This window comes from Pseudomonas sp. FP198 (assembly GCF_030687895.1).
In the GTDB taxonomy this organism is placed as follows: domain Bacteria; phylum Pseudomonadota; class Gammaproteobacteria; order Pseudomonadales; family Pseudomonadaceae; genus Aquipseudomonas.
The window spans coordinates 1,895,150-1,920,733 of sequence record NZ_CP117452.1 but is presented as its reverse complement, the minus strand read 5'-3'; the positions used below and the strand labels follow the sequence as shown (position 1 = coordinate 1,920,733).

Sequence of the window (25,584 nt, the reverse complement as noted above, 5' to 3'; positions counted from 1 at the left end):
TAAATCCACGCCCTCGCGCTACTTGGCACAACCACTGCATAACCTCTTCCACCATACATAAAGCAACGCCTCCAACGATGAAGGCGGTGCTTCCCGAGAGAACGGGACCAGGACAAAGGCGTCCTCGCTAGTTTGCTAGCGAGACGCCTTTTTTTGTTTTCGAAAAAATTGCCGAGCCAGCCCGACCGCCGTGATGAAACGTGACGAAATCGGTCTGGGCTTGCGGAGAACCCTGATGAAAAAACTCAAACTGGTAATGATCGGCAACGGCATGGCCGGGGTTCGCACCCTCGAGGAACTGCTCAAACTGAGCAACGAGCTCTACGACATCACGGTCTTCGGCGCCGAGCCCCACACCAACTACAACCGCATCCTGCTCTCGCCCGTGCTCGCCGGGGAGCAGACGTTCGAAGAAATCGTGCTCAACGACCTGACCTGGTACCTGGACAACAACATCAAGCTGCTGCTCAACCGCAAGGTGGTGGAGATCGACCGGGTCAAGCGCCGGGTCATCGCCGAAGACGGCAGCGAAGCCGAATACGATCGCCTGCTCATCGCCACCGGCTCCACGCCGTTCATCCTGCCGATCCCGGGCAACACCCTCGATGGCGTGATCGGCTACCGCGACATCGCCGACACCCAGGCCATGATCAACACGGCCAAGACCCACAAACACGCGGTGGTCATCGGTGGCGGCCTGCTCGGCCTGGAAGCCGCCAACGGCTTGAAACTGCGCGGCATGGACGTGACCGTGGTGCACATCGGCGAATGGCTGCTGGAACGCCAACTTGACAAGACCAGCGGCCAGCTGCTGCAAACCGCCCTGGAAAACCGTGGCCTTAAATTCCGCCTCAGCGAGCAGACGCAGGCCTTGCACGACTCCGGCAACGGCCGGGTCGGCTCGGTCCAGTTCAAGAACGGCGACATCATTCCCGCCGACCTGGTGGTGATGGCTGCCGGTATCCGGCCCAATACCGAACTGGCGGAAAAATCCGGCATTCCGTGCAACCGCGGAATCCTCGTCAACGACACGATGCAGACCTATGATCCGCGCATCTACGCCATCGGCGAGTGCGCCAACCATCGCGGCACCGCCTATGGCCTGGTGGCGCCGCTGTTCGAGCAAGCCAAGGTCTGCGCCAATCACCTCGCGCAACTGGGCTTCGCCACTTACAAGGGTTCGGTGACGTCGACCAAGTTGAAAGTCACCGGTATCGATCTGTTCTCCGCCGGGGATTTCATGGGCGGCGAAGGCACCGAGACCATCACCCTTTCCGACCCGATCGGCGGCGTCTACAAAAAGCTCGTCATCAAGGATGACGTGCTGGTCGGCGCCTGCCTGTACGGCGATACCGCGGATGGCGGCTGGTATTTCCGCCAGATCCGTGAGAACCACGGCATCAGCGAGATCCGCGATCACCTGATGTTTGGGGAAAACGCTTTAGGCGATGTAGGCCACCAAGGCCAGGACAAAGCCATGAGCATGGCCGACACCGCCGAAGTCTGCGGCTGCAATGGCGTGTGCAAGGGCACCATCGTCAAGGCGATCCAGGAGCACGGGCTGTTCAGCGTCGATGACGTGAAAAAACACACCAAGGCCGCCAGTTCCTGCGGCTCTTGCGCCGGCCTGGTGGAGCAGATCCTGATCAACACCGTGGGCGGCGCGGCGGACGTCAAGCCAAAAAGCGAAAAAGCCATCTGCGGTTGCAGCGACCTCAACCATGGGCAGATCCGCCAGGCGATCCGCGACCAGCACCTGCTGACCATCGCCGGCACCATGAGCTACCTGAACTGGCGCACCCCGAACGGCTGCGCCACTTGCCGTCCGGCCCTGAACTACTACCTGATTTCCACCTGGCCCGGCGAAGCCCAGGATGACCCGCAGTCGCGCCTGATCAACGAACGCGCCCACGCCAACATCCAGAAAGACGGCACCTACTCGGTGGTCCCACGGATGTGGGGCGGCGTGACCAACCCCTCCGAGCTGCGGCGCATTGCCGACGTCGCCGACAAATACAACGTGCCCATGGTCAAGGTCACCGGCGGCCAGCGCATCGACCTGCTGGGCATCAAGAAGCAAGATTTGCCCGGCGTCTGGAAAGACCTCGACATGCCGTCCGGCCATGCCTACGGCAAATCCATTCGCACCGTGAAGACCTGCGTGGGCAGCGAGTTCTGCCGCTTCGGCACGCAGAACTCCACCCAGTTGGGCATCGAGCTGGAACACGACCTGTTCAACATGTGGTCGCCGCACAAGGTGAAGCTGGCGGTCTCCGGTTGCCCACGCAACTGCTCGGAAGCGGGCATCAAGGACGTCGGCATCATCGGCGTCGATTCCGGCTGGGAGATGTACATCGGTGGCAACGGCGGAATCAAGACCGAAGTCGCCGAGTTCTTCGTCAAGCTCAAGACCGCCGAAGAAGTGCGCGAATACAACGGCGCCTTCCTGCAGCTGTACCGCGAGGAAGCCTTCTACCTCGAACGCACCGTGCACTACATGCAGCGCGTCGGCATGGAGCACATCAAGAAAGCCGTGCTGGAAGACCCGGAGCGGCGCAAGGCCCTGCACGAACGCTTGAAGTTTTCCCTGTCGCTGGAGCAGGACCCCTGGAAACAACGGCTGGAACAACCGCAGCTGAAAAAAGAGTTCGAGGTCATCCCCGTGAAGAACCTGGAGGTACTGGCATGAACTGGCTGGATATCTGCGCGCTGGAAGACATCAACGCCTTGGGCTCACGCATCATCAACGGGCCGAAAGGCGATATCGCGATTTTTCGCACCAGCGACAATGAAGTATTCGCACTCGACGACCGTTGCCCGCACAAGGGCGGCCCGCTGTCCCAAGGCCTGATCTACGGCAAGCGCGTGGCCTGCCCGCTGCACAACTGGCAGATGGACCTGGAAACCGGCCAGGCCCAGGCCCCGGACGTGGGCTGCGCCCATCATCATTCGGCGCGCGTCGAGAACGGCCGGGTGATGCTGGCCCTGCGGGACGCAAGCTGATGAACCGCCAGACGACTGCCTCGACCTGCTGTTATTGCGGGGTCGGTTGCGGCGTGCTGATCGAACATGACGGCGAGCGCATTCTCGGCGTCAGTGGCGATCCCACCCATCCGGCCAACTTCGGCAAACTGTGCAGCAAGGGCTCTACCCTGCACCTGACCGGCGACCTCGCCGCCCGCGCCCTCTACCCCGAACTGCGACTGGGCAAAGGCCTGGCCCGTGGCCGTACCAACTGGGACAGCGCCCTGGACCATGCCGCCAGCGTCTTCGCCGACACGATTGCCGAACACGGACCGGACAGCGTGGCCTTCTACATCTCCGGCCAACTGCTGACCGAGGACTACTACGCCTTCAACAAGCTCGCCCGGGCGTTGGTGGGCACCAACAATATCGACAGCAATTCGCGGCTGTGCATGTCCTCCGCCGTGGTGGGCTACAAGCGCAGCCTCGGTGCCGACGCCCCACCCTGCAGCTACGAAGACCTGGAGTTGAGCGACTGCGTGATGATCGTCGGCAGTAACATGGCCTACGCCCATCCCATCCTGTTTCGTCGGCTCGAAGAAGCCAAATCCCGCCGACCGCAGATAAAAGTCATCGTCATCGACCCTCGGCGGACCGACACCTGCGACCTGGCGGACCTGCACCTGGCGATCCTGCCTGGCACCGATGTCGCCTTGTTCCATGGGATTTTGCATCTGCTGCTGTGGGAAGACTGGGTCGACCGCAGCTTCATCAAGGCCCACACCGAAGGCCTTGCGGAGCTGAAGAACCTGGTGCGCGACTACACCCCCGCCATGGTTGCCCAGCTGTGCGGGATCAGCGTCGAGCAACTGCACCAATGCGCCGAGTGGGTCGGCACCTCGCCAAGTTTCCTCTCGCTGTGGTGCATGGGCTTGAACCAGTCCACTGCCGGCAGCGCAAAAAACAGCGCGCTGATCAATCTGCACCTGGCCACCGGCCAGATCGGCCGACCGGGCGCGGGACCGTTCTCGCTGACCGGCCAGCCCAACGCCATGGGCGGCCGCGAAACCGGCAGCCTGTCCAACCTGCTGCCGGGCCATCGCGAAGCCGGCAATCCGGAGCATCGCGCCGAGGTCGCCAGCTATTGGGGCGTGGAGCAATTGCCGAGCACCACAGGCTTGAGCGCCATCGAATTGTTCGAGCAGGTTCGCAGCGGCAAGATCAAGGCCCTGTGGATCGCCTGCACCAACCCGGCCCAGTCGATGCCAGACCAGGCCGCCGTGCGCGAAGCCCTGCAAGCTTGCCCGTTCGTGGTGTTGCAAGAGGCCTTCCGGACCACCGAAACCGCCGCCTTTGCCGACCTGCTGTTGCCGGCGGCCAGCTGGGGCGAAAAAGAAGGCTCGGTCACCAACTCCGAACGACGCATTTCCCACGTTCGCCGGGCGATAAACGCACCGGGTGAAGCACGGCCGGACTGGGCGATCACGGTAGATTTCGCACAACGACTGGAGAAACGCCTGCGCCCCGGCCAGCCCAGCCTGTTCGCCTTTGAAACCCCGGCCCAATTGTTCGATGAATACAAGCAACTGACCCGTGGCCGCGACCTGGATTTATCCGGCATCAGCCATGACGTGATCGACCGCCTCGGCCCTCAGCAATGGCCCTTCCCGGAGGGCGCCGCGGTCGGAACGGCGCGCTTGTACGGGGACGGGGTTTTTCCGACTGACAGCGGCCGCGCCCGATTCGTGGCCGACCCTTATCGCGCCGCCAAGGAATTGCGCGACGCACGCTACCCCCTGACGCTGAACACCGGTCGGCTGCGCGACCAGTGGCACGGGATGAGCCGTACCGGTACCGCCGCGCAGTTGTTCGGCCATGTGAACGAAGCGGTACTCAGCCTGCATCCCGACGAACTGCTTCGCCATCGCCTGCAGGCCGGCGACCTGGTCAGCCTCAAGAGTCGTCGCGGCAGCGTGATCGTGGCCGTGGACAGCGACGACAGCGTGCGCCCCGGCCAGGCCTTCCTGCCCATGCACTGGGGCGACCGGTTTCTCAAGGGCGGGGTCAATACCCTGACTCAACCGGCGTTCGACCCGTTGTCGAAACAGCCGGAACTCAAGCACAGCGGTGTACGCCTGGAAGCGGTGAACCTGCCCTGGCAGCTGTTCGCCCTGGTTGAAGGCAATGTTCAACAGCACCTGGAGACGTTGCGTCCGCTGTGTGAGGCGTTTGCCTACGTCAGCCTGAGCCTGACCGGCCGCGACCGTCCCGCGTTGCTGATACGCGCTGCCAGCGCCGTGGCGCCCGAACCGCAGCTTTTGCAGGCGATTGACGAACAGCTGGGGCTGATCGAAGGTCCGGTCCTGGCCTATGACGACCCGCGCCGTGCCATTGGCAAGCGGGTACGGATCGAAAACAGCCGCATCACCGCCATTCGCCTCGCCGGCGAAACCCTGGCCCGGCATTGGTTGCAAAACCTCTGGTCGGAAGGGCGCGCCGACGACCAGCTGCGGCGCTGGCTGCTGGCGCCCTTGAGCGCACCGCCGGGTAACACCGGTGCCGCCACGGCTGGTGGGAAGACGCTGTGCAACTGCATGAATGTCAGCCAGCGTGCGGTTTGCGCGGGCATCGAGCGCGGCCTGGATTTGCAGGGCCTGAAAAAAGAACTGGGCTGCGGCACGCAGTGCGGTTCCTGCGTACCGGAAATCAAGCGCCTGCTGGTTGCCACCGCGCAACCGGTCGCCGCGATCTCTTGAGGAAAACACTATGAACGCAAAAGTCTGGCTGGTAGGTGCGGGTCCTGGCGACCCTGAATTGCTGACCCTCAAAGCCGTGCGCGCCTTGGGCGAGGCCGACGTGGTGTTGATCGACGACCTGGTCAACGACGCGGTGCTGGAGCACTGCCCCGGCGCACGCATTATCGCCGTCGGCAAGCGCGGCGGCTGCCGCTCCACTCCCCAGGCGTTCATCCATCGGCTGATGTTGCGTTATGCCCGCCAAGGCAAATGCGTGGTGCGCCTCAAAGGCGGCGACCCGTGCATCTTCGGCCGGGGCGGTGAAGAAGCCCAGTGGCTGCGCGAGCGCGGCGTCGAGGTGGAACTGGTCAATGGCATCACCGCCGGTCTTGCGGGCGCGACCCAGTGCGATATTCCACTGACCCTGCGCGGGATTGCCCGGGGCGTGACCCTGGTAACGGCTCACACCCAGGACGGCAGCAGCCTGAACTGGCAAGCCCTGGCGCAAAGTGGCACGACCCTGGTGGTGTACATGGGCGTGGCGAAACTGAGCGAGATCCGCGAGCAACTGCTGGCCGGCGGACTGGCAGCGGACACGCCGGTAGCGATGATCGAAAACGCCTCCCTGCCCCATCAACGTGACTGCCGCAGCGACCTGGCCTCGATGGAGACCGATGCCGTCGCGTTTCAACTCAAGAGCCCGGCGATCCTGGTGATTGGCGCGGTGGCCGGTGCAGCCGAACTGGCTGCCTCCCCGCCGGTCTTCGCCCAGGCATCAGCCCAGTAACGGACCATCCCTTACCCAACGTGGGAGCGAGCCTGCTCGCGATGGCAATCTTTCAGTAACCCCAATGGTGACTGACACATCGCCTTCGCGAGCAGGCTCGCTCCCACAGTTAGGTCGGGGCAAAGCTGAAGAGACAGGCCGCCTCTCAAACCGCCTCGCTCCTGATCCTGATCTTGATTTTGATCTTGATCTGAGACGCCCCGTTAACCACGCTGGCCGAACGCAGGCATTGCGCAGTGGGCATCCCGGCATGGATGCCGGGATAGCCGCGCTGGGCCAGGGACGGCCCTTCGCGGCGGGCCCACGGAGCAATGCCGGAGTGAGGGCACACCGAGCCTGGGCGAGGTGCCGAGTGGTGGGGCAAAGCCTTTTGGGTTACTTTTTTGGCGTCTGAAAAAAGTGACCCGCCGTAAGGGCGGAACCCTAAGCAGCCGTTACCGCAGCAACGGATATGTACCCAGCCAACAAAACCGTGGCCGACTGTCAGGCCGCCATCGCGAGCAAGCTCGCTCCCACAATAGAATCGAAGTACGACCGGTAAAGATATGCCGGCTGTGAGGCCGCATTCGCGAGCAGGCTCGCTCCCACAGTTAGATCGGGGGGCAAAGCTGAAGAGACAGGCCGCCTCTCAAACCGCCTCGCTCTTGATCTTGATCTTGATCCTGATCTTGATCTGAGACGCCCCGTTAACCACGCTGGCCGAACGCAGGCATTGCGCAGTGGGCATCCCGGCATGGATGCCGGGATAGCCGCGCTGGGCCAGGGACGGCCCTTCGCGGCGGGCCCACGGAGCAATGCCGGAGTGAGGGCATGCCGAGCCTTGGCGAGGCACCAAGTGGTGGGGCAAAGCCTTTTTGGTTACTTTTTTGGCGTCTGAAAAAAGTGACCCGCCGTAAGGGCGGAACCCTAAGCAGCCGTTACCGCAGCAACGGATATGTACCCAGTCAACAAAACCCTGGCCGACTGTCAGGCCGCCATCGCGAGCAAGCTCGTTCCCACAATAGAATCGAAGTACGACCGGTAAAGATATGCCGGCTGTGAGGCCGCATTCGCGAGCAGGCTCGCTCCCACAGTTAGATCGGGGGCAAAGCTGAAGAGACAGGCCGCCTCTCAAACCGCCTCGCTCCTGATCCTGATCTTGATCTTGATCTTGATCTTGATCTTGATCTGAGACGCCCCGTTAACCACGCTGGCCGAACGCAGGCATTGCGCAGTGGGCATCCCGGCATGGATGCCGGGATAGCCGCGCTGGGCCAGGGACGGCCCTTCGCGGCGGGCCCACGGAGCAATGCCGGAGTGAGGGCATGCCGAACCTTGGCGAGGCACCAAGTGGTGGGGCAAAGCCTTTTTGGTTACTTTTTTGGCGTCTGAAAAAAGTGACCCGCCGTAAGGGCGGAACCCTAAGCAGCCGTTACCGCAGCAACGGATATGTACCCAGTCAACAAAACCCTGGCCGACTGTCAGGCCGCCATCGCGAGCAAGCTCGTTCCCACAATAGAATCGAAGTACGACCGGTAAAGATATGCCGGCTGTGAGGCCGCATTCGCGAGCAGGCTCGCTCCCACAGTTAGATCGGGGGGCAAAGCTGAAGAGACAGGCCGCCTATCAGACCGCCTCGCTCTTGATCTTGATCTTGATCTTGATCCTGATCTTGATCTGAGACGCCCCGTTAACCACGCTGGCCGAACGCAGGCATTGCGCAGTGGGCATCCCGGCATGGATGCCGGGATAGCCGCGCTGGGCCAGGGACGGCCCTTCGCGGCGGGCCCACGGAGCAATGCCGGAGTGAGGGCATGCCGAGCCTTGGCGAGGCACCGAGTGGTGGGGCAAAGCCTTTTTGGTTACTTTTTGGCGTCTGAAAAAAAGTGACCCGCCGTAAGGGCGGAACCCTAAGCAGCCGTTACCGCAGCAACGGATATGTACCCAATCAACAAAACCGTGGCCGACTGTCAGGCCGCCATCGCGAGCAAGCTCGCTCCCACAATAGGATCGGAGTACGACCGGTAAGGATATGCCAGTTAAAGAGCCGTATTCGCGAGCAGGCTCGCTCCCACAGGTTCCAAGTTTCTCCAGCCCGGCCACTGACCCACCAAATCGCAGGCAAAGAAAAGCCCGGCCTGAGCCGGGCTTTTCCTAAGCTTTGGGCTAATTACTTAGCTTGGGCTTCAACCTGCGCTTCTACGCGACGGTTAACTGCACGACCAGCTTCAGTGGCGTTGTCGGCAACTGGGCGGGATTCGCCGTAGCCAACAGACTGAACGCGGGACGATTCAACACCGTACTGGTTGGTCAGAACCTGCTTGACGGCGTTTGCACGACGCTCGGACAGCTTCTGGTTGTAAGCGTCAGGACCGACGGAGTCAGTGTGACCTTCAACAGTGGTGCTGGTGGATGGGTACTGCTTCATGAAATCAGCCAGGTTCTTGATGTCGCCGTAGCTGTTTTCTTTAACGACCGACTTGTCGAAGTCGAACTTGACGTCCAGCTCAACACGTACGACTTCAGCAACAGCTGGGCAGCCATCAGCGTCAACGGTTACGTTGGCTGGGGTGTCAGGGCACTTGTCGACGTTATCGCACACGCCATCGTTGTCGCTGTCGGAGCAGACTTCAGCAGGTGCTGGAACTGGAGCAGCGGCAGGCTTGGAACCGCCACCGAAGTTCACACCGATACCAACGCTAGGCGCCCACTCGGTGTCGCCCTGGTCGATGTTGTACTGAGCTTCAACGCCGGCACGGGCGTAGAAGTTGTCAGTGAAATACAGCTTGGCGCCGCCACCAACGTTGGCGAAGGTAGAACGGTTACGACCGTTGCTGCCATTCTGGTCGATGCTCTGGTCCGAGAAACCGGCCGAGACGTAAGGACGCAGCATGTCGCCTGGGTTGTTGAAGTGGTACAGAGCGTCCAGAGCGGTGTTGGCGCCCTTGACGTTAGTGCCGTCGTCGGTACGTGCATTGTGCACTTCGTCGTAGGCCAGACGCAGTTCAACGTCGTCGGTCAGGAAGTAACCGACCGAACCGCCGAACAGGTTGCCGTTGTTCTTGAAGTCGCGAGCGCTGTCGAACATTTCTTTCTTGGCGAAGCCTTCGATTTCAACTGCGCCTTGGCCTTGTGCCAGAGCGCCGAACGAAGTGGCAGCAATCAAAGAACCAATGGCAAAGCCCAAGGTGTTTTTCAGTTTCATCCGTTAAATCCCCATCTGGTGATTGTGAAGCAGTCCCGCAAACCGGGGGACAACTCGGCGGCAAGTCTATCAGAACTTGCCTACACGTAAGAGATATTTGCGCCGAACTAAGTTTCGGCAATGCCTGCAAATTTCTCACGCAGCTTATCGAGCGCGCGCTTGTAACGCATTTTTGTCGCGCTCAAACCCATATGCATTATGTCTGCGATCTCCTGGAATTCCAGTTCTGCGACAAATCGTAGCACCAGAATCTCCCGATCGATCGGGTTCACATAAACCAGCCAACGGTCGAGCCCACCCTTTTCCTCGGGCTTGGGCGCCTTTTCTTCAGACGCTTCCTCGAGGGGGTCCAGGGCTCAAAGCGTCCATCAAGCGACGCTTTCGCCGTTCCTTTCGATACTGCGTGATGCATTCGTTGTAGGTGATGCTGTACAGCCAGGTCTTGAACTTCGATTTCCCCTCGAAGTTCTTCAACCCGTAAAGCACCTTCAACATCACCTCCTGACAGACATCATCAGCATCGCGATCGTTCCCAAGATATCGTGCACAAACGTTAAATAAAGTTCTCTGGTAACGGCGCATCAACTCTTCATAGGCGCGCGTGACGTGGAACAGCTCCGTATGCGCGCGCGCGACCAACTCCTCATCAGAGAGATCACGGGGGGTCGTAGCGCGTGGATAGCGATTGGGGTTTGTTCAAAACAAGTCGGGCCGACAGTCTAGGTCAATGTGCGCCGCAACCCGCCGTGGCGGGGATTTTGCGGCGGCATACATTAGCAGGATTTGCCGGGTTAGCGGCTACTCACATGCTGCTCAAGCAGGATCCGATTAGACAGCGATACCAGTTCGCCCTCTTCGGTCAGCAATGTGGTTTTCACCGTGCCGATCTCTTCGATCTGGCCTTCGACCTCGCCAACACGCACTTGTTGCCCAACCTCATACAATTCACGCACATAGATTCCCGCAAGAATCTGACCGGCGATTTCCCGGCTCCCCAACCCCATTGCCAGCGCGACCGCCAGACCAACGGTAATCAGGACGATCACGATCACGTGGTTGAGCAGGTCCGTCTTGACCTCTAACTGGCTGATCGCAACCGAAATACTGATGATGATCACCAGGCCCTGGGCGATACGCCCAACGCCCGAGGCATAATCCAGCCCGACGCCCTCGGCCGCGCCACGCACCAGCCCGTTGGCCAGTTGCGCCAGCAGTACACCCACCAGCAGCACCAACGCGGCACCGAAGACCTTTGGCAGATAGAGCGCAAGCATGTCGAGCGTAGCCGAGACCCGCTCCAGCCCCAGGGACTCAGCCGCCGAAACCAGGAATATAAGCAGGACGAACCAGTAGACAATCTTGCCGACCAGCGTCGAGATCGGGACCTGGATGCCGCCACGCGACAGCAACTTGGTCAGGCCGGTGCCGCCCATCAGGCGGTCGAGGCCCAGTTTGGCGAGCAATTTGGAGAGCAGCGTGTCGAGGAGCTTGGCCACCACGAAACCCAGCAACAGCACCACCAGGGCGCCAAAGAGGTTGGGGATGAAGTTAGCCACTTTGGTCCACAACGCAGTCATTGCCGTGACGAGGCTCTGGGTCCAGAGATCAAGTTCCATATTCAATCAGCCTTATCAGCGGTGCGAGTAACAGGTTTGCGACGGGAAACCGGCGAGACATGGGCCGACCCGTTGTTCAGGGCGATCATCAGCGCGGGCAACCAACGGCCCAGCAGGCTGAAAAGATCGCCGGCGCCAACCTGACGGTTGGCGGTTTTGAGCACGCGTCCCAGGCACGCATCGTCGTCCCGGCTGGACGGCGAAGCGTTGAGCATGTCGCGCAGAGACTGTTCAAACGGATCGTGCATACACACCTCTCGTGATGTCTGTGGAAGACGCGATCAGATTTCGTCGGGTCACATGAAAGCCCATCACACCCAACGCAAACGGCGGAATAACCACCATTGCCCCGTCGCGACGCAGATCATCAGCAGGCAGGCAATCATGAAACCGTAGGGGCTTTCGGAAAACGGAATGCCGCCGACATTGATGCCCAGCAGGCCGGTGAGAAAACTCATCGGCAGGAAGATCCCGGTAATGATGCCGAAGCGGTACATGGTGCGGTTCATGCGCACCGAAAGACGCCGGTCCTCGGCCTCCAGCACAAGCCCCACGCGCTCTCGGGTCAATTCCAGCTCTTCGAGGTAGCGCGTCAGGCTGTTGTTCAATTCATTCCAATAGTCGCCATCGTCCTCGACGAACCAAGGCAACTTGGTCCGCGACATCTGGCCGAAGATGTCCCGCTGTGGCGCCAGGAATCGCTTCAGTCCGGCGGCCCTGCGACGGATGTGCAAAATGGCGTCGTGTTCGGGTGTATACCGTTCGTCGGTATCGAGTTTTTCTTCCTCGCTGTCGACGATTTCAGACAGGCACGTCACCAGGTCCTGCACTTTATTGGTCAGGTATTGCGCCATATAAAGGATGAGTTCCGACGAGGTCTTCGGTCCCTTGCCTTCAACCAACTCCGCCAGCAGTTCATCGGTGGCGCGCAATGGGCGCAACCGCAGGGAAATCACCCGCTGGGCCGAGGCAAAGATGCGCACCGAAACCATGTCTTCAGGCTCGGCACCCGGGTTGAGGTTGATCCCGCGAAGAAACAGCAGCAGCTCGGCATTGGGCAGCGGCAGCAGGCGCGGCCGGGTGTTCTCTTCCAGCAGCAGGTCGCAATTGAATTCGCTCAGGCCGCTGGATTTGCGCAACCACGTGTGGGTTTGCGGATGACTGCGGTCCCAATGCAGCCACAGGCTTTCATGAGTCTGCAACTGCAAGTCGTCCAGTTCGGTCCGGGCTATCGAACGCGCGCCGCCTTTACCATCCAGCACCAGGGCATGAACCAGCCCCCACTGCGCGTTTTCTTCCTCGAACATCCTCATCCCTTATGGCTGTAGCGCTTCATTCAGGCATTTTCAGCGGGCTCGGCGAAACAATCACGCCGTTGTTGTCCGCATAGACATACTCGCCTGGGCGAAACGTCACGCCGGCGAAGGTCACCGGTACATTGAGATCCCCGATGCCGCGCTTGTCGGTCTTCATCGGGTGGCTGGCCAGGGCCTGGACGCCGAGGTCGGTCTGGGCAATGACGTCGACATCGCGGATGCAGCCGTAGATCACCAGCCCTTCCCAGCCATTCTTCGCCGCTTTCTCGGCCAGCATGTCGCCCAACAGGGCCCGCCGCAGCGACCCGCCGCCGTCGACGACCAGCACTTTGCCCTTGCCCTCGAGTTCAACCTGCTCCTTGACCAGTGAATTGTCTTCGAAGCACTTGATGGTCACGATTTCACCACCAAAGGAGTCGCGGCCACCGAAATTGCTGAACATCGGTTCCAACACCTGCACCAGGTCCGGGTAGGTATCGCACAGGTCGGGCGTGAGGTAATGGTTCATCGGGCAGCTCCTGCAAGGGTTGGACGTCTGGCTGAATGAATAACCGTTTGTGACCGAAACAACGTAGCGCGTCATATCTTAGCCGCAAGCCGACCAGAGCGGAATGCCCTTGTCAGAGCCTTCCCTCAAACCGCTTCGGCCAGGCGAGGCTGTTCTGCCGACAGCGGCGCGCGCTGATCTTCCAGCCAGCGCGCCACCAGCGGCCAGACCTCGGCTTGCGCGGCCTTGCTGACAAGCATTTCGACATGGCCGAAGTCATCACCGAAGCCCTGTGCCCGGCCCAGGCAGACAAACTGCTTGCGCTCGGAACCGATCTGCTCGAAAAGTTTTCGACAGGCCCAGGGCGGATCCTGCTGATCGCCGGCGGCGCTCACCGCCAGTACCGGCACTTGCACGTCCGCCAGGCCGGCCCACCAGTTCTTCTCGGCATCGCCGAAACGCCCGAACAGGCCATACCAGCGCATGCTCTCCAGGGCCAGGCCGATAGGCTCGTCTTCCGGGCCGCGCTTGAGCCTTGGGCCGGACAATTGGGCAAACCGCTTGAGAATGAGGCGTCCGCTCCACTCCACCGGGGGGATTTTCAAGGGCCAGTACGTGCGGCTGACCTGGGTCCCGAAAAACGCCGCCGACGCCACGGCGGGCTCGCCCAGGTAATGGCCGCCCAAGGCTGCGGCCAGGGTGATGCCACCCAGCGAATGGCCAATCCAGTGGGGCACTTGCCCGCTTTGCTCGCGCACAAAGGCGCCGATGGCCGGCAGGTCGTAACGGGCATAGTCCGCGACGCGGTTATTGCGGTAGCCCTGGTTGCGCTGGGATAACCCATGGCCACGCATCTCGGGAATCCAGACATCGAACCCCAGGCGCACCAGGTACGCCCCCAGCCCCAGGCCCTTGGGCGAATACCAGAAGCGTCGGTTGGAAAAACTGCCGTGGAGCAGGATCACCGGGACCCCACGGACCTCGCCGGCATCGGCCATGCCCAGGCGGGTAACGGCCACTTCGACGCTGTAGTCCGGGCTGTTGCCCGGTTTCAGGCGATACACATCTTCGCTCAGATCACCGCGCCGCTCGGCGCTGATCAGGGCGACAGGAAATAGGTTGCTGCTGCTTTGCATGATCTTCTTGCACAAAAAAGGGCGGCGTCCTGGTGGAGCCCGCCCTGCTTCAAATCGAAAGGGACTGGGGAGACATACAGCCATGGACCTGTGGGAGCGAGCTTGCTCGCGATTGCGGTGGATCAGCAAAACTAATTCTGACTGACACTCCGCTATCGCGAGCAAGCTCGCTCCCACAGGGATTTCGCTTGACTGACTGGCATCAGCCTACCAGCCCCCTTCACTCAATCAGACCGCAGCCTGACCCTCAGCCAGGAAGAACCAGGTTTCCAGCACGGAGTCCGGGTTCAACGAAACGCTCTCGATGCCCTGCTCCATCAGCCACTTGGCCAGGTCCGGGTGGTCCGAAGGGCCCTGGCCGCAGATGCCGATGTATTTGCCGGCCTTGTTACAGGCGGCAATCGCATTGGCCAGCAGCTTCTTGACCGCCGGGTTACGCTCGTCGAACAGGTGGGCGATGATCCCGGAGTCGCGGTCCAGACCGAGGGTCAACTGGGTCAGGTCGTTGGAGCCGATGGAGAAACCGTCGAAGAACTCAAGGAACTCTTCGGCCAGGATCGCGTTGGAGGGCAGCTCGCACATCATGATCACGCGCAGGCCATTTTCGCCACGGGCCAGGCCGTTTTCCGCCAGCAGGTCGACCACCTGGCTCGCTTCGCCCAGGGTGCGCACGAACGGCACCATGATCTCGACGTTGGTCAGGCCCATCTCGTTACGCACGCGCTTCAGAGCCCGGCATTCGAGCTCGAAGCAGTCACGGAACGACTCGCTGATGTAGCGCGAAGCCCCGCGGAAGCCCAGCATCGGGTTCTCTTCTTCCGGCTCGTAGAGCTTGCCACCGATCAGGTTGGCGTACTCGTTGGACTTGAAGTCCGACAGGCGCACGATGACTTTTTTCGGCGAGAACGCCGCCGCCAGGGTGCTGATGCCTTCCACCAGCTTCTCGACGTAGAAACCGACCGGATCGTCGTAGCCGGCAATGCGCTTGTCGACGCTGTCCTTGATTTCCTGTGGCAGCCCGTCGTAGTTCAACAGCGCCTTGGGGTGCACGCCGATCATGCGGTTGATGATGAACTCCAGGCGGGCCAGGCCCACGCCGGCATTCGGCAACTGCGCGAAGTCGAAGGCGCGGTCCGGGTTGCCGACGTTCATCATGATCTTGAACGGCAGCTCCGGCATGGCGTCCACGGAGTTCTTCTTGATGTCGAAGCCCAGCTCGCCTTCGAAGATGTAGCCGGTATCGCCTTCGGCGCAGGAAACGGTGACGCCCTGGCCGTCCTTGAGCAATTGGGTCGCGTTGCCGCAACCAACAACCGCCGGGATGCCCAGCTCACGGGCGATGATTGCCGCGTGGCAGGTACGCCCGCCGCGATTGGTGACGATGGCGCTGGCGCGCTTCATGACCGGTTCCCAGTCCGGATCGGTCATGTCGGAAACCAGTACGTCGCCGGCCTGGACCTTGTCCATCTCCGAGACGTCCTTGATGATCCGCACCTTGCCCGCGCCGATGCGCTGGCCGATGGCCCGGCCTTCCACCAGCACGGTGCCGGTTTCCTTGAGCAGGTAGCGCTCCATGACGTTGGCCTGGGTGCGGCTCTTCACGGTTTCCGGACGAGCCTGGACGATGTACAGCTTGCCGTCGTCACCGTCCTTGGCCCACTCGATGTCCATCGGGCACTTGTAGTGTTTCTCGATGGTCATCGCCTGCTTGGCCAGTTCACTGACTTCGGCGTCGGTCAGGCAGAAGCGCGCGCGATCGGCCTTGTCCACGTCGACGGTCTTGACCGAGCGACCGGCCTTGGCCTCGTCGCCGTAGATCATCTTGATCGCCTTGCTGCCGAGGTTGCGGCGCAGGATGGCGGGACGGCCGGCTTCCAGGGTGCCTTTGTGGACATAAAATTCGTCCGGGTTCACCGCGCCCTGCACGACGGTTTCACCCAGGCCGTAGGCGCCGGTGATGAACACCACGTCACGAAAGCCCGACTCGGTGTCGAGGGTGAACATCACGCCGGCGGTGCCGGTTTCGGAGCGGACCATGCGCTGCACACCCGCGGACAGGGCGACCAGCTTGTGGTCGAAGCCCTGGTGCACGCGATAGGAAATGGCGCGGTCGTTGAAGAGGGAGGCAAAGACTTCCTTGGCGGCCCGGATGACGTTTTCCACGCCACGGATGTTCAGGAAGGTCTCCTGCTGACCGGCGAACGAGGCGTCCGGCAGGTCTTCGGCGGTGGCCGAGGAGCGGACGGCGACGGCGATGTCGGGATTGCCTTCGGACAGCTTGGCGAAAGCAGTACGGATCTCGGCGTTGAGTTTCTCGGGGAACTCGGCTTCCATGATCCATTGGCGGATCTGGGCGCCGGTCCTGGCCAGGGCATTGACGTCATCGACGTCGAGGGCGTCGAGCGCATCGTGGATCTGCTGGTTCAGGCCGCTCAGTTCCAGGAAATCACGATATGCCTGGGCGGTCGTGGCGAAGCCACCTGGCACCGAGACACCGGCGCCGGCGAGGTTACTGATCATCTCGCCCAGGGATGCGTTCTTGCCCCCCACATGCTCTACATCATGGACGCCGAGCTTATCGAGGGAAACTACGTACTCTACCAAGGTGATCTCTCCACTGACTGTGTTGGAAAAGCTCAAGTACCGGCAGCTCCAGGGAGCAATCGCCGGCGATATGGCCTGGACCTGGAAAATAAGTGAGAATGCGGGCCACGGGCGGCCGGCAAATCGCGCCTATCATATCCAAGAATCGTTACTAGCTCACTAGCTTAAGGCCCAAGGCGCAAATGAAACGATCCGCTTTCTTTATCTCCGACGGCACCGGCATCACGGCCGAAACGCTGGGCCAGAGCCTGTTGGCGCAGTTCGAAAACATAACCTTCACCAAGCTGACACGGCCGTATATAGACAGCGTCGACAAGGCGCGGGCCATGGTACAGCAAATCAATAAAGCCGCCGAAACCGACGGTTTTCGCCCGATCATCTTCGATACCATCGTCAATCAGGACATCCGTGAGATTCTCGCAACGTCCAATGGTTTCATGATCGACATTTTTTCCACGTTCCTGGCGCCCCTGGAGCAGGAACTGAGCGAACACTCCTCCTACTCGGTCGGCAAGTCCCATTCCATTGGCCACAACTCCAACTACATGGAGCGGATCGAGGCGGTCAACTTCGCACTGGACAACGACGACGGCGCCCGCACGCATTATTACGACAAGGCCGATCTGATCCTAGTGGGTGTGTCGCGCTGTGGTAAGACGCCGACGTGTCTGTACATGGCGATGCAATTCGGGATCCGCGCGGCCAACTATCCGCTGACCGAAGACGACATGGAGCGGCTGCAACTGCCCAGCGCGTTGCGCGCCCATCAGCACAAGCTGTTCGGCCTGACCATCGACCCGGACCGCCTCACCGCGATCCGCAACGAGCGCAAGCCCAACAGCCGCTATTCGAGCTATGCCCAGTGCGAATTCGAAGTGCGCGAAGTGGAAAACCTGTTCCGGCGGGAGAATATTCCCCACATCAACTCCACGCATTTTTCCGTGGAAGAGATTTCGGCGAAGATCCTGGTGGAGAAAGGGGTGGAGCGGCGGTTCAAGTAATCTAGACGCCCAAAACCAAAACCTGTGGGAGCGAGCTTGCTCGCGATAGCGGTGGATCAGCAACATTAATGCCGGCTGACTCTCCGCTATCGCGAGCAAGCTCGCTCCCACAGGGGGTTCTCAGAACTTCTGTATCAATGGGCCACAGTCGCCTGCTCTTCCATCTTCTTGCGCAAGCTCAACGGGCGCATATCGGTCCAGACCTCTTCGATGTAGGCCAGGCACTCCTTCTTGAAGCCGCTCTTGCCCACGGTCCGCCAACCTTCCGGAACGGCCTTGTAGTCCGGCCAGATCGAATACTGCTCTTCGTGGTTGACCACGACCTGGAAGAGAATGTCCTCGCGGTCGAATACTGAAGTCATGGTGTTTCTCCGTCGTTGCTCAAGGTTCGCCGCGCCATGGGCGCAGCCAAGGTATGAAAAGGAACGTACCGGGCCGGATGAAAATTAGGCGTCGGCCACGGCAGCCTCCAGGGCGCGCCGGAACAGCTCGGCCACGCGGTCGATTTCCACAGCCGTAATGATCAGCGGCGGCAGGAAACGCACCACGCCCCCCTGCCGTCCACCCAGCTCCAGGATCAGGCCGCGCTTGAGGCATTCACGCTGCAACCGCGGCGCCAGCCGTGCGTCCACCGGAGGATGGCCCAGGGCGTCCGGCTTGCCGGTCGGGTCCACCAGCTCGACGCCGAGCATCAGGCCGCGACCGCGGATGTCGCCCAATTGCGGAAAATCCCTCTGCAGGATATGCAGGTGCTCGCTCAAGCGCTCGCCCATGGCGGCGGCGTGGGCCGGCAGGTTGTGTTCGACCAGGTAGCGCATCACCGCGCTGCCCGCCGCCATCGCCATCTGGTTACCGCGGAAAGTCCCGGCATGGGCGCCCGGCAACCAGGTGTCGAGCCAATCGCGATACACCACCACCGCCAGTGGCAGGCTGCCGCCGATGGCCTTGGACAGCACAACCACATCCGGAATGATGCCGGCGTGCTCGAACGCGAACATCTTGCCGGTCCGCCCGAAACCACTCTGGATTTCATCGACGATCAGCGCCACCCCGGCCTGCTCGGTGATTCGCCGCAAGCCGCGCAGCCAATCAAGATCGGCCGGTATGACCCCGCCCTCGCCCTGCACTACCTCGACGATCACCGCCGCCGGTAACTGCACCCCGGCCTCGGGATCGTTCAGCAGGTTTTCCAGGTAATGCAGATTGGCCTTGACCCCCTCGACGCCACCGAGCCCGAACGGGCAGCGATAATCGTAGGGGTATGGCATGAACTGCACGCCGTTGCTGAGCAATGCCCCCAAGGGCTTTTTCGGCCCCAGGCTGCCCATCAGGCTCAGCGCGCCCTGGCTCATGCCGTGATATCCGCCCTGGAACGACAGTACGGTGCTACGCCCGGTGGCGGTGCGCACCAATTTGAGTGCCGCTTCCACCGCGTCGGTCCCCGTCGGGCCACAGAACTGGATTTTCGCCTCGGCGGCGAGGCTCGCCGGCAACAGGCCGAACAGGTCCTGGACAAACCGGTCCTTGACCGGCGTGGTCAGGTCCAGGGTATGCAGGGGCAACTCGTCGGCGAGGACCTGCCGGATCGCCTCGATCACGACCGGGTGGTTGTGCCCGAGGGCCAGCGTGCCGGCGCCGGCCAGGCAATCGATGAAGGTCCGGCCTTCGACATCCTCGACGTACAGGCCCTTGGCGCGCTTGAGGGCCAGGGGAATCCGCCGAGGATAGCTGCGGGCATTGGATTCCTGCCGGCTCTGGCGGGCCAGCAACGGTGATTCGTTGAATTGATAGAGCGTCTCGCCCGACGCGGGACTGACCCGCGCTGGCGCTGCTTCGACAGAAGGATTGGCGACTGACATTTCTCGACCCCGCGATTAGTGACCAAACGGCACACCGGACAGGTGCGCATTCAAGGCGCACATGCAGGTTTCCTGTTGTGGAAACGCATCAGCGAGGCAAGGATTTACTATCACCCTATCCCGTGGCGAGGGAGCTTGCTCCCGCTGGGCTGCGCAGCAGCCCCCTCAAGCCAGAGCACGCGGTAGATCAGATTGACCGAGGTGAAAAGTTTGGGCCCGCTGCGCGGTCCAGCGGGAGCAAGCTCCCTCGCCACGAGATCTACTGGCCCGAAGAGACTTGCACGGGCACGGTCAGTTCGACCCGCAGCCCGTCCGGGCGGCTGTCGAAATGCAGGCCGCAGCCGCAACGCTGGACGATCGCCTGGACGATCGCCAGGCCCAGACCGCAGCCGGTGCTGTGGCCGTTGCGCCAGAAGCGTTGGGTCAGGTGCTGGATATCCTCGGCGGCGATTCCGTCGCCATGATCACGTACCAGGAAACGCACGCGCTGGCCGATCATCTCCAGGCTCAGTTCGACCTCGGTATCGGCCGGGGTGTGGCGCAGGGCGTTCTCCAGCAGGTTGCGCAACGCGGCGATGGCCAGCACCGCCGGCATCTGCACCGGCGCAGCGGAAAGCGGCGGCGATATGTGCAGCCTGATCCGCTGGGGCGCGCCGCCGGCCGCATCCTGGATCGCCAGCCGAGCGACCTGCTCGGCGTTGCATTGCACGCCATCATCAAACGAAAGGCTGCCCTCGACCCGCGCCAGCAGCAACAGTTGCTCAAGGGTACGGTGCAAGCGGTCGGCGCCCTCCTCTGCCCGGGCCAGGGACTGATCGCGCGCAGCCCCCTCGGTCATGCGCGCCACTTGCAGGTGGGTCTTGATCGCCGTCAGCGGGCTGCGCAATTCATGGGCCGCGTCACCGGTCAACCGGCGCTCGCGCTCGATGGTCTTGCCGATACGCTGGAACAGCTGGTTCTGGGTTTCCAGCAAGGGCCGCAGCTCGCTGGGCAGCGGATGGATCTGCAGGGGTTCGAGGGAGTCCGCGTTACGGCGCATCAACGCATCACGCATGCGATTGAGCGGCGCCAGGCCCTGGCCGATGCCCAGCCACAACAGGCACAGGCAACCGAGCAACGCCACGCCGACCGGCACCGACGCCGCCAGCAGCACCGACAGGTTCAACGCTTCGCGCTCGATCTGGCGATCGGCCGTGGTAATGCGCAAATCGCCGCGAACCAGGGTAAAGCTGCGCCATGGCGCACCGTCGATCATCTGATCATGGAAGCCTGTCTTCTCGGCTTCCAGGGCCTGTTCCGGGTTGCCGTGGCTGCGCGCCAGGATCTCGCCGCGCAAGGAACTGACCTGGCAGGCCATGCCGCCCGGGATGCTCAACTGCTCCGAGCTCAAATGCGTGCCTTCACCTTTGCTGGGCACCGGTGGCAACTGCTCCAGCAACCCGGCGACCATCCGCGCCGAAGCCACCCAGGCGCTGGTCGAGAGAAAACATCATCTGGTTGCGCAGGTCGCTGAGCATCCAGGCCGCGGCCAGGGCCCAGATCAAGGTAAAGGCCGCGCCGAGCGTCAGGCTCAGCCGCAGTCGCAGGCTCATCACTTGGAGGATTCCCCGCCATCCGCCGGCCCCAGCCGATACCCCAAGCCACGCACGGTTTCGACAATGCCGTTGCCCAGCTTGCGGCGCAGGTGGTGGATATGCACGTTCAAGGCGTTGCTTTCCAGTTCATCGCTGAACCCGTAGACACTGTCCTTGAGCTGCTCGGTGGACAACACCCGACCGCGACTGTGCAGCAGCGCCTGCAACAGCGACTGCTCGCGGCGCGAGAGGTCCACCGGCTGGCCGCCCAGGGTGGTTTCCCGACTGCTGGGGTCATAGGTCAGGCGACCGTGCTCGATCAGGTTGACGCTGCGCCCCGCCACGCGCCGCAGCAAGGTGTGCAGGCGTGCCGCCAGCTCCCGCAGGTCGAAGGGTTTGAGCAGATAATCATCGGCCCCGGCCTGCAGGCCGTCGACCCGATCGGTCACCGAATCCCGCGCGGTGAGGATCAGCACCGGCGTCTCCAGGCCTTGCTGGCGCAATTGCTTGAGCAGCTTGAGACCATCTTCATCAGGCAGGCCAAGATCGAGCACCATGACATCGAATTCGGCGACACCCAGCATCGCCCGCGCCGCCGAGGCGGTGGCGACGTGTTCGACGGTCAGGCCTTGAGCGGTGAGCCCGGCGACAATGCCGCTGGCGATCAACTCGTCGTCTTCGCAGACCAGTACGCGCATGGTAAGCCCCGTGGAAAAAGGTACATTAGGCCGCCGGCCGATTAAGTCGACATTATGCGACGAGTACGCCAGGCATGGGTGATCTTCGCTGTAAACCGGCCGTCGCCGGGTTAATCGACGGTTAATCGCCAGCCACCAATGTGCATTCCACTTGCTTCGTTCTAAGGCTTTATCCATGCGTCGATTGTTTTTGCTGTGTCTACTGCTGATCTCGGGCCTGGCCCAGGCCGCCAATCCCTTCGAGACCAAACCCGACTTCCTGCCGGTGGAAAAGGCCTTCGTCTTTACCTCCGAACGCCTGGACTCGGGTGAGACCCAGTTGTTCTGGCAGATCGCCGACGGTTACTACCTGTATCAGCAACGGCTCAAATTCGACGGTCTGGCCGACGCGCAGAAGCCCAGGCTGCCCGAGGGCGAAGCACACAGCGATGAGTTTTTCGGCGACCAGCAAGTCTATCGCCAGGCACTGGAGCTGAAGATTCCCGCCGGGGCCACCGGCAAGATCAAGGTCGGTTTCCAGGGTTGTGCCGACGCGGGCCTCTGCTATCCGCCCCAGACCCAGGTGGTCGACCTCGGCGGCGACGCACCGGCCACGGCCAGTGGCGAGGCGCAGGACCAGGCCCTGGCCAGCGGCCTGCAACAGCACGCGCTGGGCTGGAGCCTGCTGGTGTTCTTCGGCCTGGGGCTGCTACTGGCGTTTACCCCGTGCTCGCTGCCGATGCTGCCGATCCTGGCGGGGCTGGTGGTGGGCAGCGGCGCCGGGCCCCGGCGCGGCCTGGCACTGGCCGGCAGTTATGTCATCAGCATGGCGCTGGTGTATGCCGCCATGGGCGTGCTTGCTGCGCTGTTGGGCGCCAATCTTCAGGCATTGCTCCAGCAACCCTGGCTGCTGGGCACTTTCGCCGCGGTATTCGTGGTGTTGGCGCTGCCGATGTTCGGCTTCTTCGAACTGCAATTGCCGGCCGCCCTGCGCGATCGACTGGAAAATGCCGGCCGCCAGCGCCGCGGTGGCAGCCTGCTGGGTGCCGGCATTCTCGGGGCGTTATCCGGCCTGCTGGTCGGGCCGTGCATGACCGCGCCCCTGGCCGGCGCGCTGCTGTACATCGCCCAGAGCGGCAATGCCCTGCATGGCGGCCTGATCCTGTTCACCATGGGTGTCGGCATGGGCCTGCCGCTGTTGCTGCTGGTGACGGTGGGCAATCGCTTCCTGCCCAAGCCCGGCGCCTGGATGAATCTGCTCAAGGGCGTGTTCGGCTTCCTGTTCCTGGGCACCGCGCTGCTGATGCTCCGCCCGATCATCGATGGCTCGTTGTGGATCGGACTGTGGGGCGCGCTGCTGGTTGTCGCCGCCTATTGCGCCTGGCGCCAGACCCAGGGCTTCGGTCGCGCCGCCTATCTGTGGGGCAGCGTATCGCTGCTGTTCGGCCTGTGGGGTAGCGTGCTGGTGATCGGCGCCGCGGGCGGCAGCGACGATCTGTTCCGGCCGCTGCAGGTCTACAGCGGCGCCAGGGGCAGCGCCACCGTCAGCGCCCACGATGCCTTCGTCACGGTCAGCGAGCCCGCCGCCCTGCAGCGCGAACTGGACGCCGCCAAGGCGCAGGGCCAATGGGTGTTGCTCGATTACTACGCCGACTGGTGCGTGTCCTGCAAGATCATGGAAAAACAGGTATTCGGCCGCGCCGAAGTGCTCGACGCCCTGAAAGGCGTGCGCCTGCTGCGCCTGGACGTCACCGCTGACAACGCCGCCAGCCGTGAGCTGCTGGGTCGCTACAAAGTGCCGGGGCCGCCGAGCCTGTTGTGGATCGGTGCCGACGGTGAAGAGCGCCGCAGCCAGCGGATCACCGGAGAAGTGGACGCCGAGGCGTTCCTGGAGCGTTGGAACATGACCCGGAACGCACGCTGATGCTGACGTTTACCCTGGGCACCTTTGCCATCGCCCTCAATCATCTGCTGCTGATCAGCGCACTGGCCTTGGCGACTTTCGTCGGCTGGCGCGTGGCCAAGCGCGGCGGCGAGAACCCCGAGTCGGTGCTGTTCGGGCTGTTCCTGCTGGGGCTGCTTGCCGCGAGAATCGGCTTCGTCGCCGCGTACTGGAACCATTACCGGGACGACCCGTGGCAGATCGTCGATTTGCGCGACGGCGGATTCCTGGCCTGGCCGGGCATCATCGCCCTGCTGGTCGCCGCGCTGCTCTGGGCGCGTCGCCGCCCGGCCCTGCGCCGGCCCCTGGGCTTCAGCGTCGGCAGCGGCCTGTTGTTCTGGACGGTGGCGACGATGTCGCTGACGATCTACGAGCAAGGCACCCGGCTGCCGGAGATCGAGCTGCGCAACGCTGAAGGCGAAACCGTGAATCTCGCCGATTACCAGGGCGGCCCCTTGGTGATCAACCTGTGGGCCACCTGGTGCCCGCCTTGCCGACGGGAAATGCCGGTCCTGGAAGCGGCGCAAAAACAGCGCCCGGACCTGACGTTCCTGTTCGTCAATCAGGCCGAAAGCATGCAAAGCGTCAGCACCTACCTCGCTACCCAGGGCCTGAGCCTGACCAACGTGCTGTTCGACGGCAGTGGACGCCTCGGCCAGGCCGTCGGCTCCATGGCCCTGCCGACGACTCTGTTCTACAGCGCCGAGGGTCGCCTGCTGGGCAGCCACCTGGGCGAACTGTCGGAAGCGAGCCTGGCCCGCGCCCTGGAAAATTTCGAAACGCCGGGTTCCACCACGGCGATCCACCCCGCGACAAGGAAATTGCCATGCCCCGCCTCCACCACCTGCTGACCCTGGCCTTCGCCGGCGCACTGCTACAAGCGCCGCTGCTTCAGGCCGAAGAGCTGCCCGCGGCGATCAAGAAGATCGAAGCCAAGGGCGCGAAGATCGTCGGCACCTTCGACGCGCCGAACGGCTTGCGCGGCTACGCGGCGCAGTACCAGAGCCGTGGCATGACGCTCTATCTGACGCCGGACGGCCAGCATGTGCTGCTGGGCAACCTGTACGACGCCGATGGCAAGGACCTGAGCCTCGAACCCCTGAAAAAGCTGGTCTACGATCCGATGTCGAAGGAGATCTGGGCGAAGATGCAAGCCAGCAGCTGGATCGCCGACGGCAGCAAGGACGCACCGCGCACCGTGTATCTGTTCAGCGACCCGAACTGCCCGTACTGCAACATGTTCTGGGAGCAGGCGCGGCCGTGGGTCAATGCCGGCAAGGTGCAGTTGCGCCACATCATGGTGGGCATCATCCGCGAAGACAGCCCGGGGAAATCAGCCGCGTTGCTGGCCGCCAAAGAGCCGGAAAAAGCCCTGGCGGACCACGAAAAGGCCGGCAAGGGCAGCCCGCTGAAACCGCTGAAAGAAATACCACCGGCGATCCAGGCCAAACTGGACGCCAACCAGCAGTTGATGGATGAACTGGAGCTGTCCGCGACCCCGGCGATTTTCTACCTGGACGACCAGGGCGACCTGCAACAGCAGCAAGGCGCGCCGTCGCCGGACAAGCTGGTGAAGATTCTCGGGCCGAAGTAAAACCCCGGCCACCTGTGGCGAGGGGATTTATCCCCGCTGGGCTGCGCAGCAGCCCTGAAACCTGACACCACGGTTATCTGATACCGAGTCGACAGCATTAGGGCCGCT

General features: G+C 62.4%; 21 protein-coding genes and 2 pseudogenes. 8 read left to right on the top strand and 15 right to left on the bottom strand.

The window, feature by feature from the left end:
• Window positions 1-235: 235 nt before the first annotated feature.
• From nirB to cobA, 4 genes are read left to right on the top strand one after another with little or no spacing between them, the layout of a single operon-like run.
• The gene (gene nirB, locus PSH78_RS08965) at window positions 236-2,689 is read left to right on the top strand and encodes a nitrite reductase large subunit NirB (RefSeq protein ID WP_305499858.1); all 2,454 of its coding nucleotides are present in this window, start codon (window positions 236-238) and stop codon (window positions 2,687-2,689) included.
• Entirely contained in the window at window positions 2,686-3,003 is a 318-nt protein-coding gene (gene nirD, locus PSH78_RS08960) for a nitrite reductase small subunit NirD (protein ID WP_305499857.1), read from the top strand. The genes nirB and nirD overlap by 4 nt, the downstream gene beginning before the upstream one ends.
• Window positions 3,003-5,720, top strand: a complete 2,718-nt coding sequence (locus PSH78_RS08955; RefSeq protein WP_305499855.1) for a nitrate reductase — start codon at window positions 3,003-3,005, stop codon at window positions 5,718-5,720. The genes nirD and PSH78_RS08955 overlap by 1 nt, the downstream gene beginning before the upstream one ends.
• A gap of 10 nt (window positions 5,721-5,730) precedes the next feature.
• Window positions 5,731-6,486 carry a uroporphyrinogen-III C-methyltransferase gene (cobA, locus tag PSH78_RS08950; RefSeq protein WP_305499854.1) on the top strand — a complete coding sequence of 252 codons (756 nt, stop codon included), beginning with the start codon at window positions 5,731-5,733 and terminating at the stop codon, window positions 6,484-6,486.
• A gap of 628 nt (window positions 6,487-7,114) precedes the next feature.
• Here cobA and PSH78_RS08945 read toward each other — a convergent pair.
• The 11 genes and pseudogenes from PSH78_RS08945 to ppsA form a co-directional block, all read right to left on the bottom strand.
• Entirely contained in the window at window positions 7,115-7,321 is a 207-nt protein-coding gene (locus tag PSH78_RS08945) for a nucleoid-structuring protein H-NS (protein ID WP_305501445.1), read from the bottom strand.
• A 275-nt stretch (window positions 7,322-7,596) separates the two neighbouring features.
• On the bottom strand, window positions 7,597-7,815 hold the full coding sequence (locus PSH78_RS08940) for a nucleoid-structuring protein H-NS (protein WP_305501444.1): 219 nt from the start codon (window positions 7,813-7,815) through the stop codon (window positions 7,597-7,599).
• Between the two features lie 276 nt (window positions 7,816-8,091).
• Window positions 8,092-8,316: a nucleoid-structuring protein H-NS gene (locus tag PSH78_RS08935; RefSeq protein ID WP_305501442.1), complete on the bottom strand. Its 225-nt coding sequence runs from the start codon at window positions 8,314-8,316 to the stop codon at window positions 8,092-8,094.
• 319 nt (window positions 8,317-8,635) lie between these two features.
• Entirely contained in the window at window positions 8,636-9,670 is a 1,035-nt protein-coding gene (locus tag PSH78_RS08930) for an OmpA family protein (RefSeq protein WP_058542369.1), read from the bottom strand.
• Between the two features lie 107 nt (window positions 9,671-9,777).
• Window positions 9,778-10,370: pseudogene (gene sigX, locus PSH78_RS08925) on the bottom strand (RNA polymerase sigma factor SigX).
• A 91-nt stretch (window positions 10,371-10,461) separates the two neighbouring features.
• A complete protein-coding gene (locus PSH78_RS08920; RefSeq protein ID WP_305499852.1) occupies window positions 10,462-11,286 on the bottom strand; it encodes a mechanosensitive ion channel domain-containing protein in 825 nt (274 codons plus the stop codon).
• Between the two features lie 2 nt (window positions 11,287-11,288).
• Window positions 11,289-11,534 (bottom strand): CrfX protein, encoded by a 246-nt coding sequence (locus PSH78_RS08915; RefSeq protein ID WP_214999147.1) that lies wholly within the window; start codon window positions 11,532-11,534, stop codon window positions 11,289-11,291.
• 63 nt (window positions 11,535-11,597) lie between these two features.
• The gene (locus tag PSH78_RS08910) at window positions 11,598-12,593 is read right to left on the bottom strand and encodes a zinc transporter ZntB (RefSeq protein ID WP_305499849.1); all 996 of its coding nucleotides are present in this window, start codon (window positions 12,591-12,593) and stop codon (window positions 11,598-11,600) included.
• Window positions 12,594-12,618: 25 nt separating this feature from the next.
• A complete protein-coding gene (rraA, locus tag PSH78_RS08905; protein ID WP_305499847.1) occupies window positions 12,619-13,110 on the bottom strand; it encodes a ribonuclease E activity regulator RraA in 492 nt (163 codons plus the stop codon).
• Between the two features lie 125 nt (window positions 13,111-13,235).
• Window positions 13,236-14,225, bottom strand: coding sequence for an alpha/beta fold hydrolase (locus PSH78_RS08900; protein ID WP_305499845.1), 990 nt, complete (start codon window positions 14,223-14,225; stop codon window positions 13,236-13,238).
• Between the two features lie 228 nt (window positions 14,226-14,453).
• Window positions 14,454-16,829, bottom strand: a complete 2,376-nt coding sequence (gene ppsA / locus PSH78_RS08895; protein WP_305501211.1) for a phosphoenolpyruvate synthase — start codon at window positions 16,827-16,829, stop codon at window positions 14,454-14,456.
• 182 nt (window positions 16,830-17,011) lie between these two features.
• On the opposite strand from ppsA, the gene PSH78_RS08890 reads away from it, so the two are divergent.
• Window positions 17,012-17,830 carry a pyruvate, water dikinase regulatory protein gene (locus tag PSH78_RS08890; protein ID WP_186609894.1) on the top strand — a complete coding sequence of 273 codons (819 nt, stop codon included), beginning with the start codon at window positions 17,012-17,014 and terminating at the stop codon, window positions 17,828-17,830.
• A gap of 134 nt (window positions 17,831-17,964) precedes the next feature.
• Here the strand turns inward: PSH78_RS08890 and PSH78_RS08885 are convergent, their stop codons facing one another.
• The 4 genes and pseudogenes from PSH78_RS08885 to PSH78_RS08870 all read right to left on the bottom strand — a co-directional run bounded on the left by PSH78_RS08885 (window position 17,965) and on the right by PSH78_RS08870 (window position 21,961).
• Entirely contained in the window at window positions 17,965-18,192 is a 228-nt protein-coding gene (locus tag PSH78_RS08885) for an MbtH family protein (RefSeq protein ID WP_305499843.1), read from the bottom strand.
• 84 nt (window positions 18,193-18,276) lie between these two features.
• Window positions 18,277-19,689 (bottom strand): aspartate aminotransferase family protein, encoded by a 1,413-nt coding sequence (locus PSH78_RS08880; protein WP_305499841.1) that lies wholly within the window; start codon window positions 19,687-19,689, stop codon window positions 18,277-18,279.
• Between the two features lie 259 nt (window positions 19,690-19,948).
• Window positions 19,949-21,281 (bottom strand): annotated as a pseudogene (locus PSH78_RS08875) (ATP-binding protein).
• Window positions 21,281-21,961, bottom strand: coding sequence for a response regulator (locus PSH78_RS08870; protein WP_305499838.1), 681 nt, complete (start codon window positions 21,959-21,961; stop codon window positions 21,281-21,283). Before PSH78_RS08870 ends, PSH78_RS08875 begins: the two are co-directional and overlap by 1 nt.
• 175 nt (window positions 21,962-22,136) lie before the next feature.
• On the opposite strand from PSH78_RS08870, the gene dsbD reads away from it, so the two are divergent.
• From dsbD to dsbG, 3 genes are read left to right on the top strand one after another with little or no spacing between them, the layout of a single operon-like run.
• Complete coding sequence (gene dsbD / locus PSH78_RS08865; RefSeq protein ID WP_305499836.1) at window positions 22,137-23,864, top strand: protein-disulfide reductase DsbD; 1,728 nt, start codon at window positions 22,137-22,139, stop codon at window positions 23,862-23,864.
• On the top strand, window positions 23,864-24,733 hold the full coding sequence (locus tag PSH78_RS08860; protein ID WP_305499834.1) for a TlpA disulfide reductase family protein: 870 nt from the start codon (window positions 23,864-23,866) through the stop codon (window positions 24,731-24,733). The genes dsbD and PSH78_RS08860 overlap by 1 nt, the downstream gene beginning before the upstream one ends.
• Window positions 24,709-25,476 (top strand): thiol:disulfide interchange protein DsbG, encoded by a 768-nt coding sequence (dsbG, locus tag PSH78_RS08855; RefSeq protein WP_305499833.1) that lies wholly within the window; start codon window positions 24,709-24,711, stop codon window positions 25,474-25,476. The genes PSH78_RS08860 and dsbG overlap by 25 nt, the downstream gene beginning before the upstream one ends.
• Window positions 25,477-25,584: the final 108 nt, after the last annotated feature.

What these genes read in the sequence shown, in the direction of transcription:
- nirB (WP_305499858.1), top strand. Translation starts at nt 236, where the DNA reads ATGAAAAAACTCAAACTGGTAATGATCGGCAACGGCATGGCCGGGGTT.
- nirD (WP_305499857.1), top strand. Translation starts at nt 2,686, where the DNA reads ATGAACTGGCTGGATATCTGCGCGCTGGAAGACATCAACGCCTTGGGC.
- PSH78_RS08955 (WP_305499855.1), top strand. Translation starts at nt 3,003, where the DNA reads ATGAACCGCCAGACGACTGCCTCGACCTGCTGTTATTGCGGGGTCGGT.
- cobA (WP_305499854.1), top strand. Translation starts at nt 5,731, where the DNA reads ATGAACGCAAAAGTCTGGCTGGTAGGTGCGGGTCCTGGCGACCCTGAA.
- PSH78_RS08930 (WP_058542369.1), bottom strand. Translation starts at nt 9,670, where the DNA reads ATGAAACTGAAAAACACCTTGGGCTTTGCCATTGGTTCTTTGATTGCT.
- PSH78_RS08920 (WP_305499852.1), bottom strand. Translation starts at nt 11,286, where the DNA reads ATGGAACTTGATCTCTGGACCCAGAGCCTCGTCACGGCAATGACTGCG.
- PSH78_RS08915 (WP_214999147.1), bottom strand. Translation starts at nt 11,534, where the DNA reads ATGCACGATCCGTTTGAACAGTCTCTGCGCGACATGCTCAACGCTTCG.
- PSH78_RS08910 (WP_305499849.1), bottom strand. Translation starts at nt 12,593, where the DNA reads ATGTTCGAGGAAGAAAACGCGCAGTGGGGGCTGGTTCATGCCCTGGTG.
- rraA (WP_305499847.1), bottom strand. Translation starts at nt 13,110, where the DNA reads ATGAACCATTACCTCACGCCCGACCTGTGCGATACCTACCCGGACCTG.
- PSH78_RS08900 (WP_305499845.1), bottom strand. Translation starts at nt 14,225, where the DNA reads ATGCAAAGCAGCAGCAACCTATTTCCTGTCGCCCTGATCAGCGCCGAG.
- PSH78_RS08890 (WP_186609894.1), top strand. Translation starts at nt 17,012, where the DNA reads ATGAAACGATCCGCTTTCTTTATCTCCGACGGCACCGGCATCACGGCC.
- PSH78_RS08885 (WP_305499843.1), bottom strand. Translation starts at nt 18,192, where the DNA reads ATGACTTCAGTATTCGACCGCGAGGACATTCTCTTCCAGGTCGTGGTC.
- PSH78_RS08880 (WP_305499841.1), bottom strand. Translation starts at nt 19,689, where the DNA reads ATGTCAGTCGCCAATCCTTCTGTCGAAGCAGCGCCAGCGCGGGTCAGT.
- PSH78_RS08870 (WP_305499838.1), bottom strand. Translation starts at nt 21,961, where the DNA reads ATGCGCGTACTGGTCTGCGAAGACGACGAGTTGATCGCCAGCGGCATT.
- dsbD (WP_305499836.1), top strand. Translation starts at nt 22,137, where the DNA reads ATGCGTCGATTGTTTTTGCTGTGTCTACTGCTGATCTCGGGCCTGGCC.
- PSH78_RS08860 (WP_305499834.1), top strand. Translation starts at nt 23,864, where the DNA reads ATGCTGACGTTTACCCTGGGCACCTTTGCCATCGCCCTCAATCATCTG.
- dsbG (WP_305499833.1), top strand. Translation starts at nt 24,709, where the DNA reads ATGCCCCGCCTCCACCACCTGCTGACCCTGGCCTTCGCCGGCGCACTG.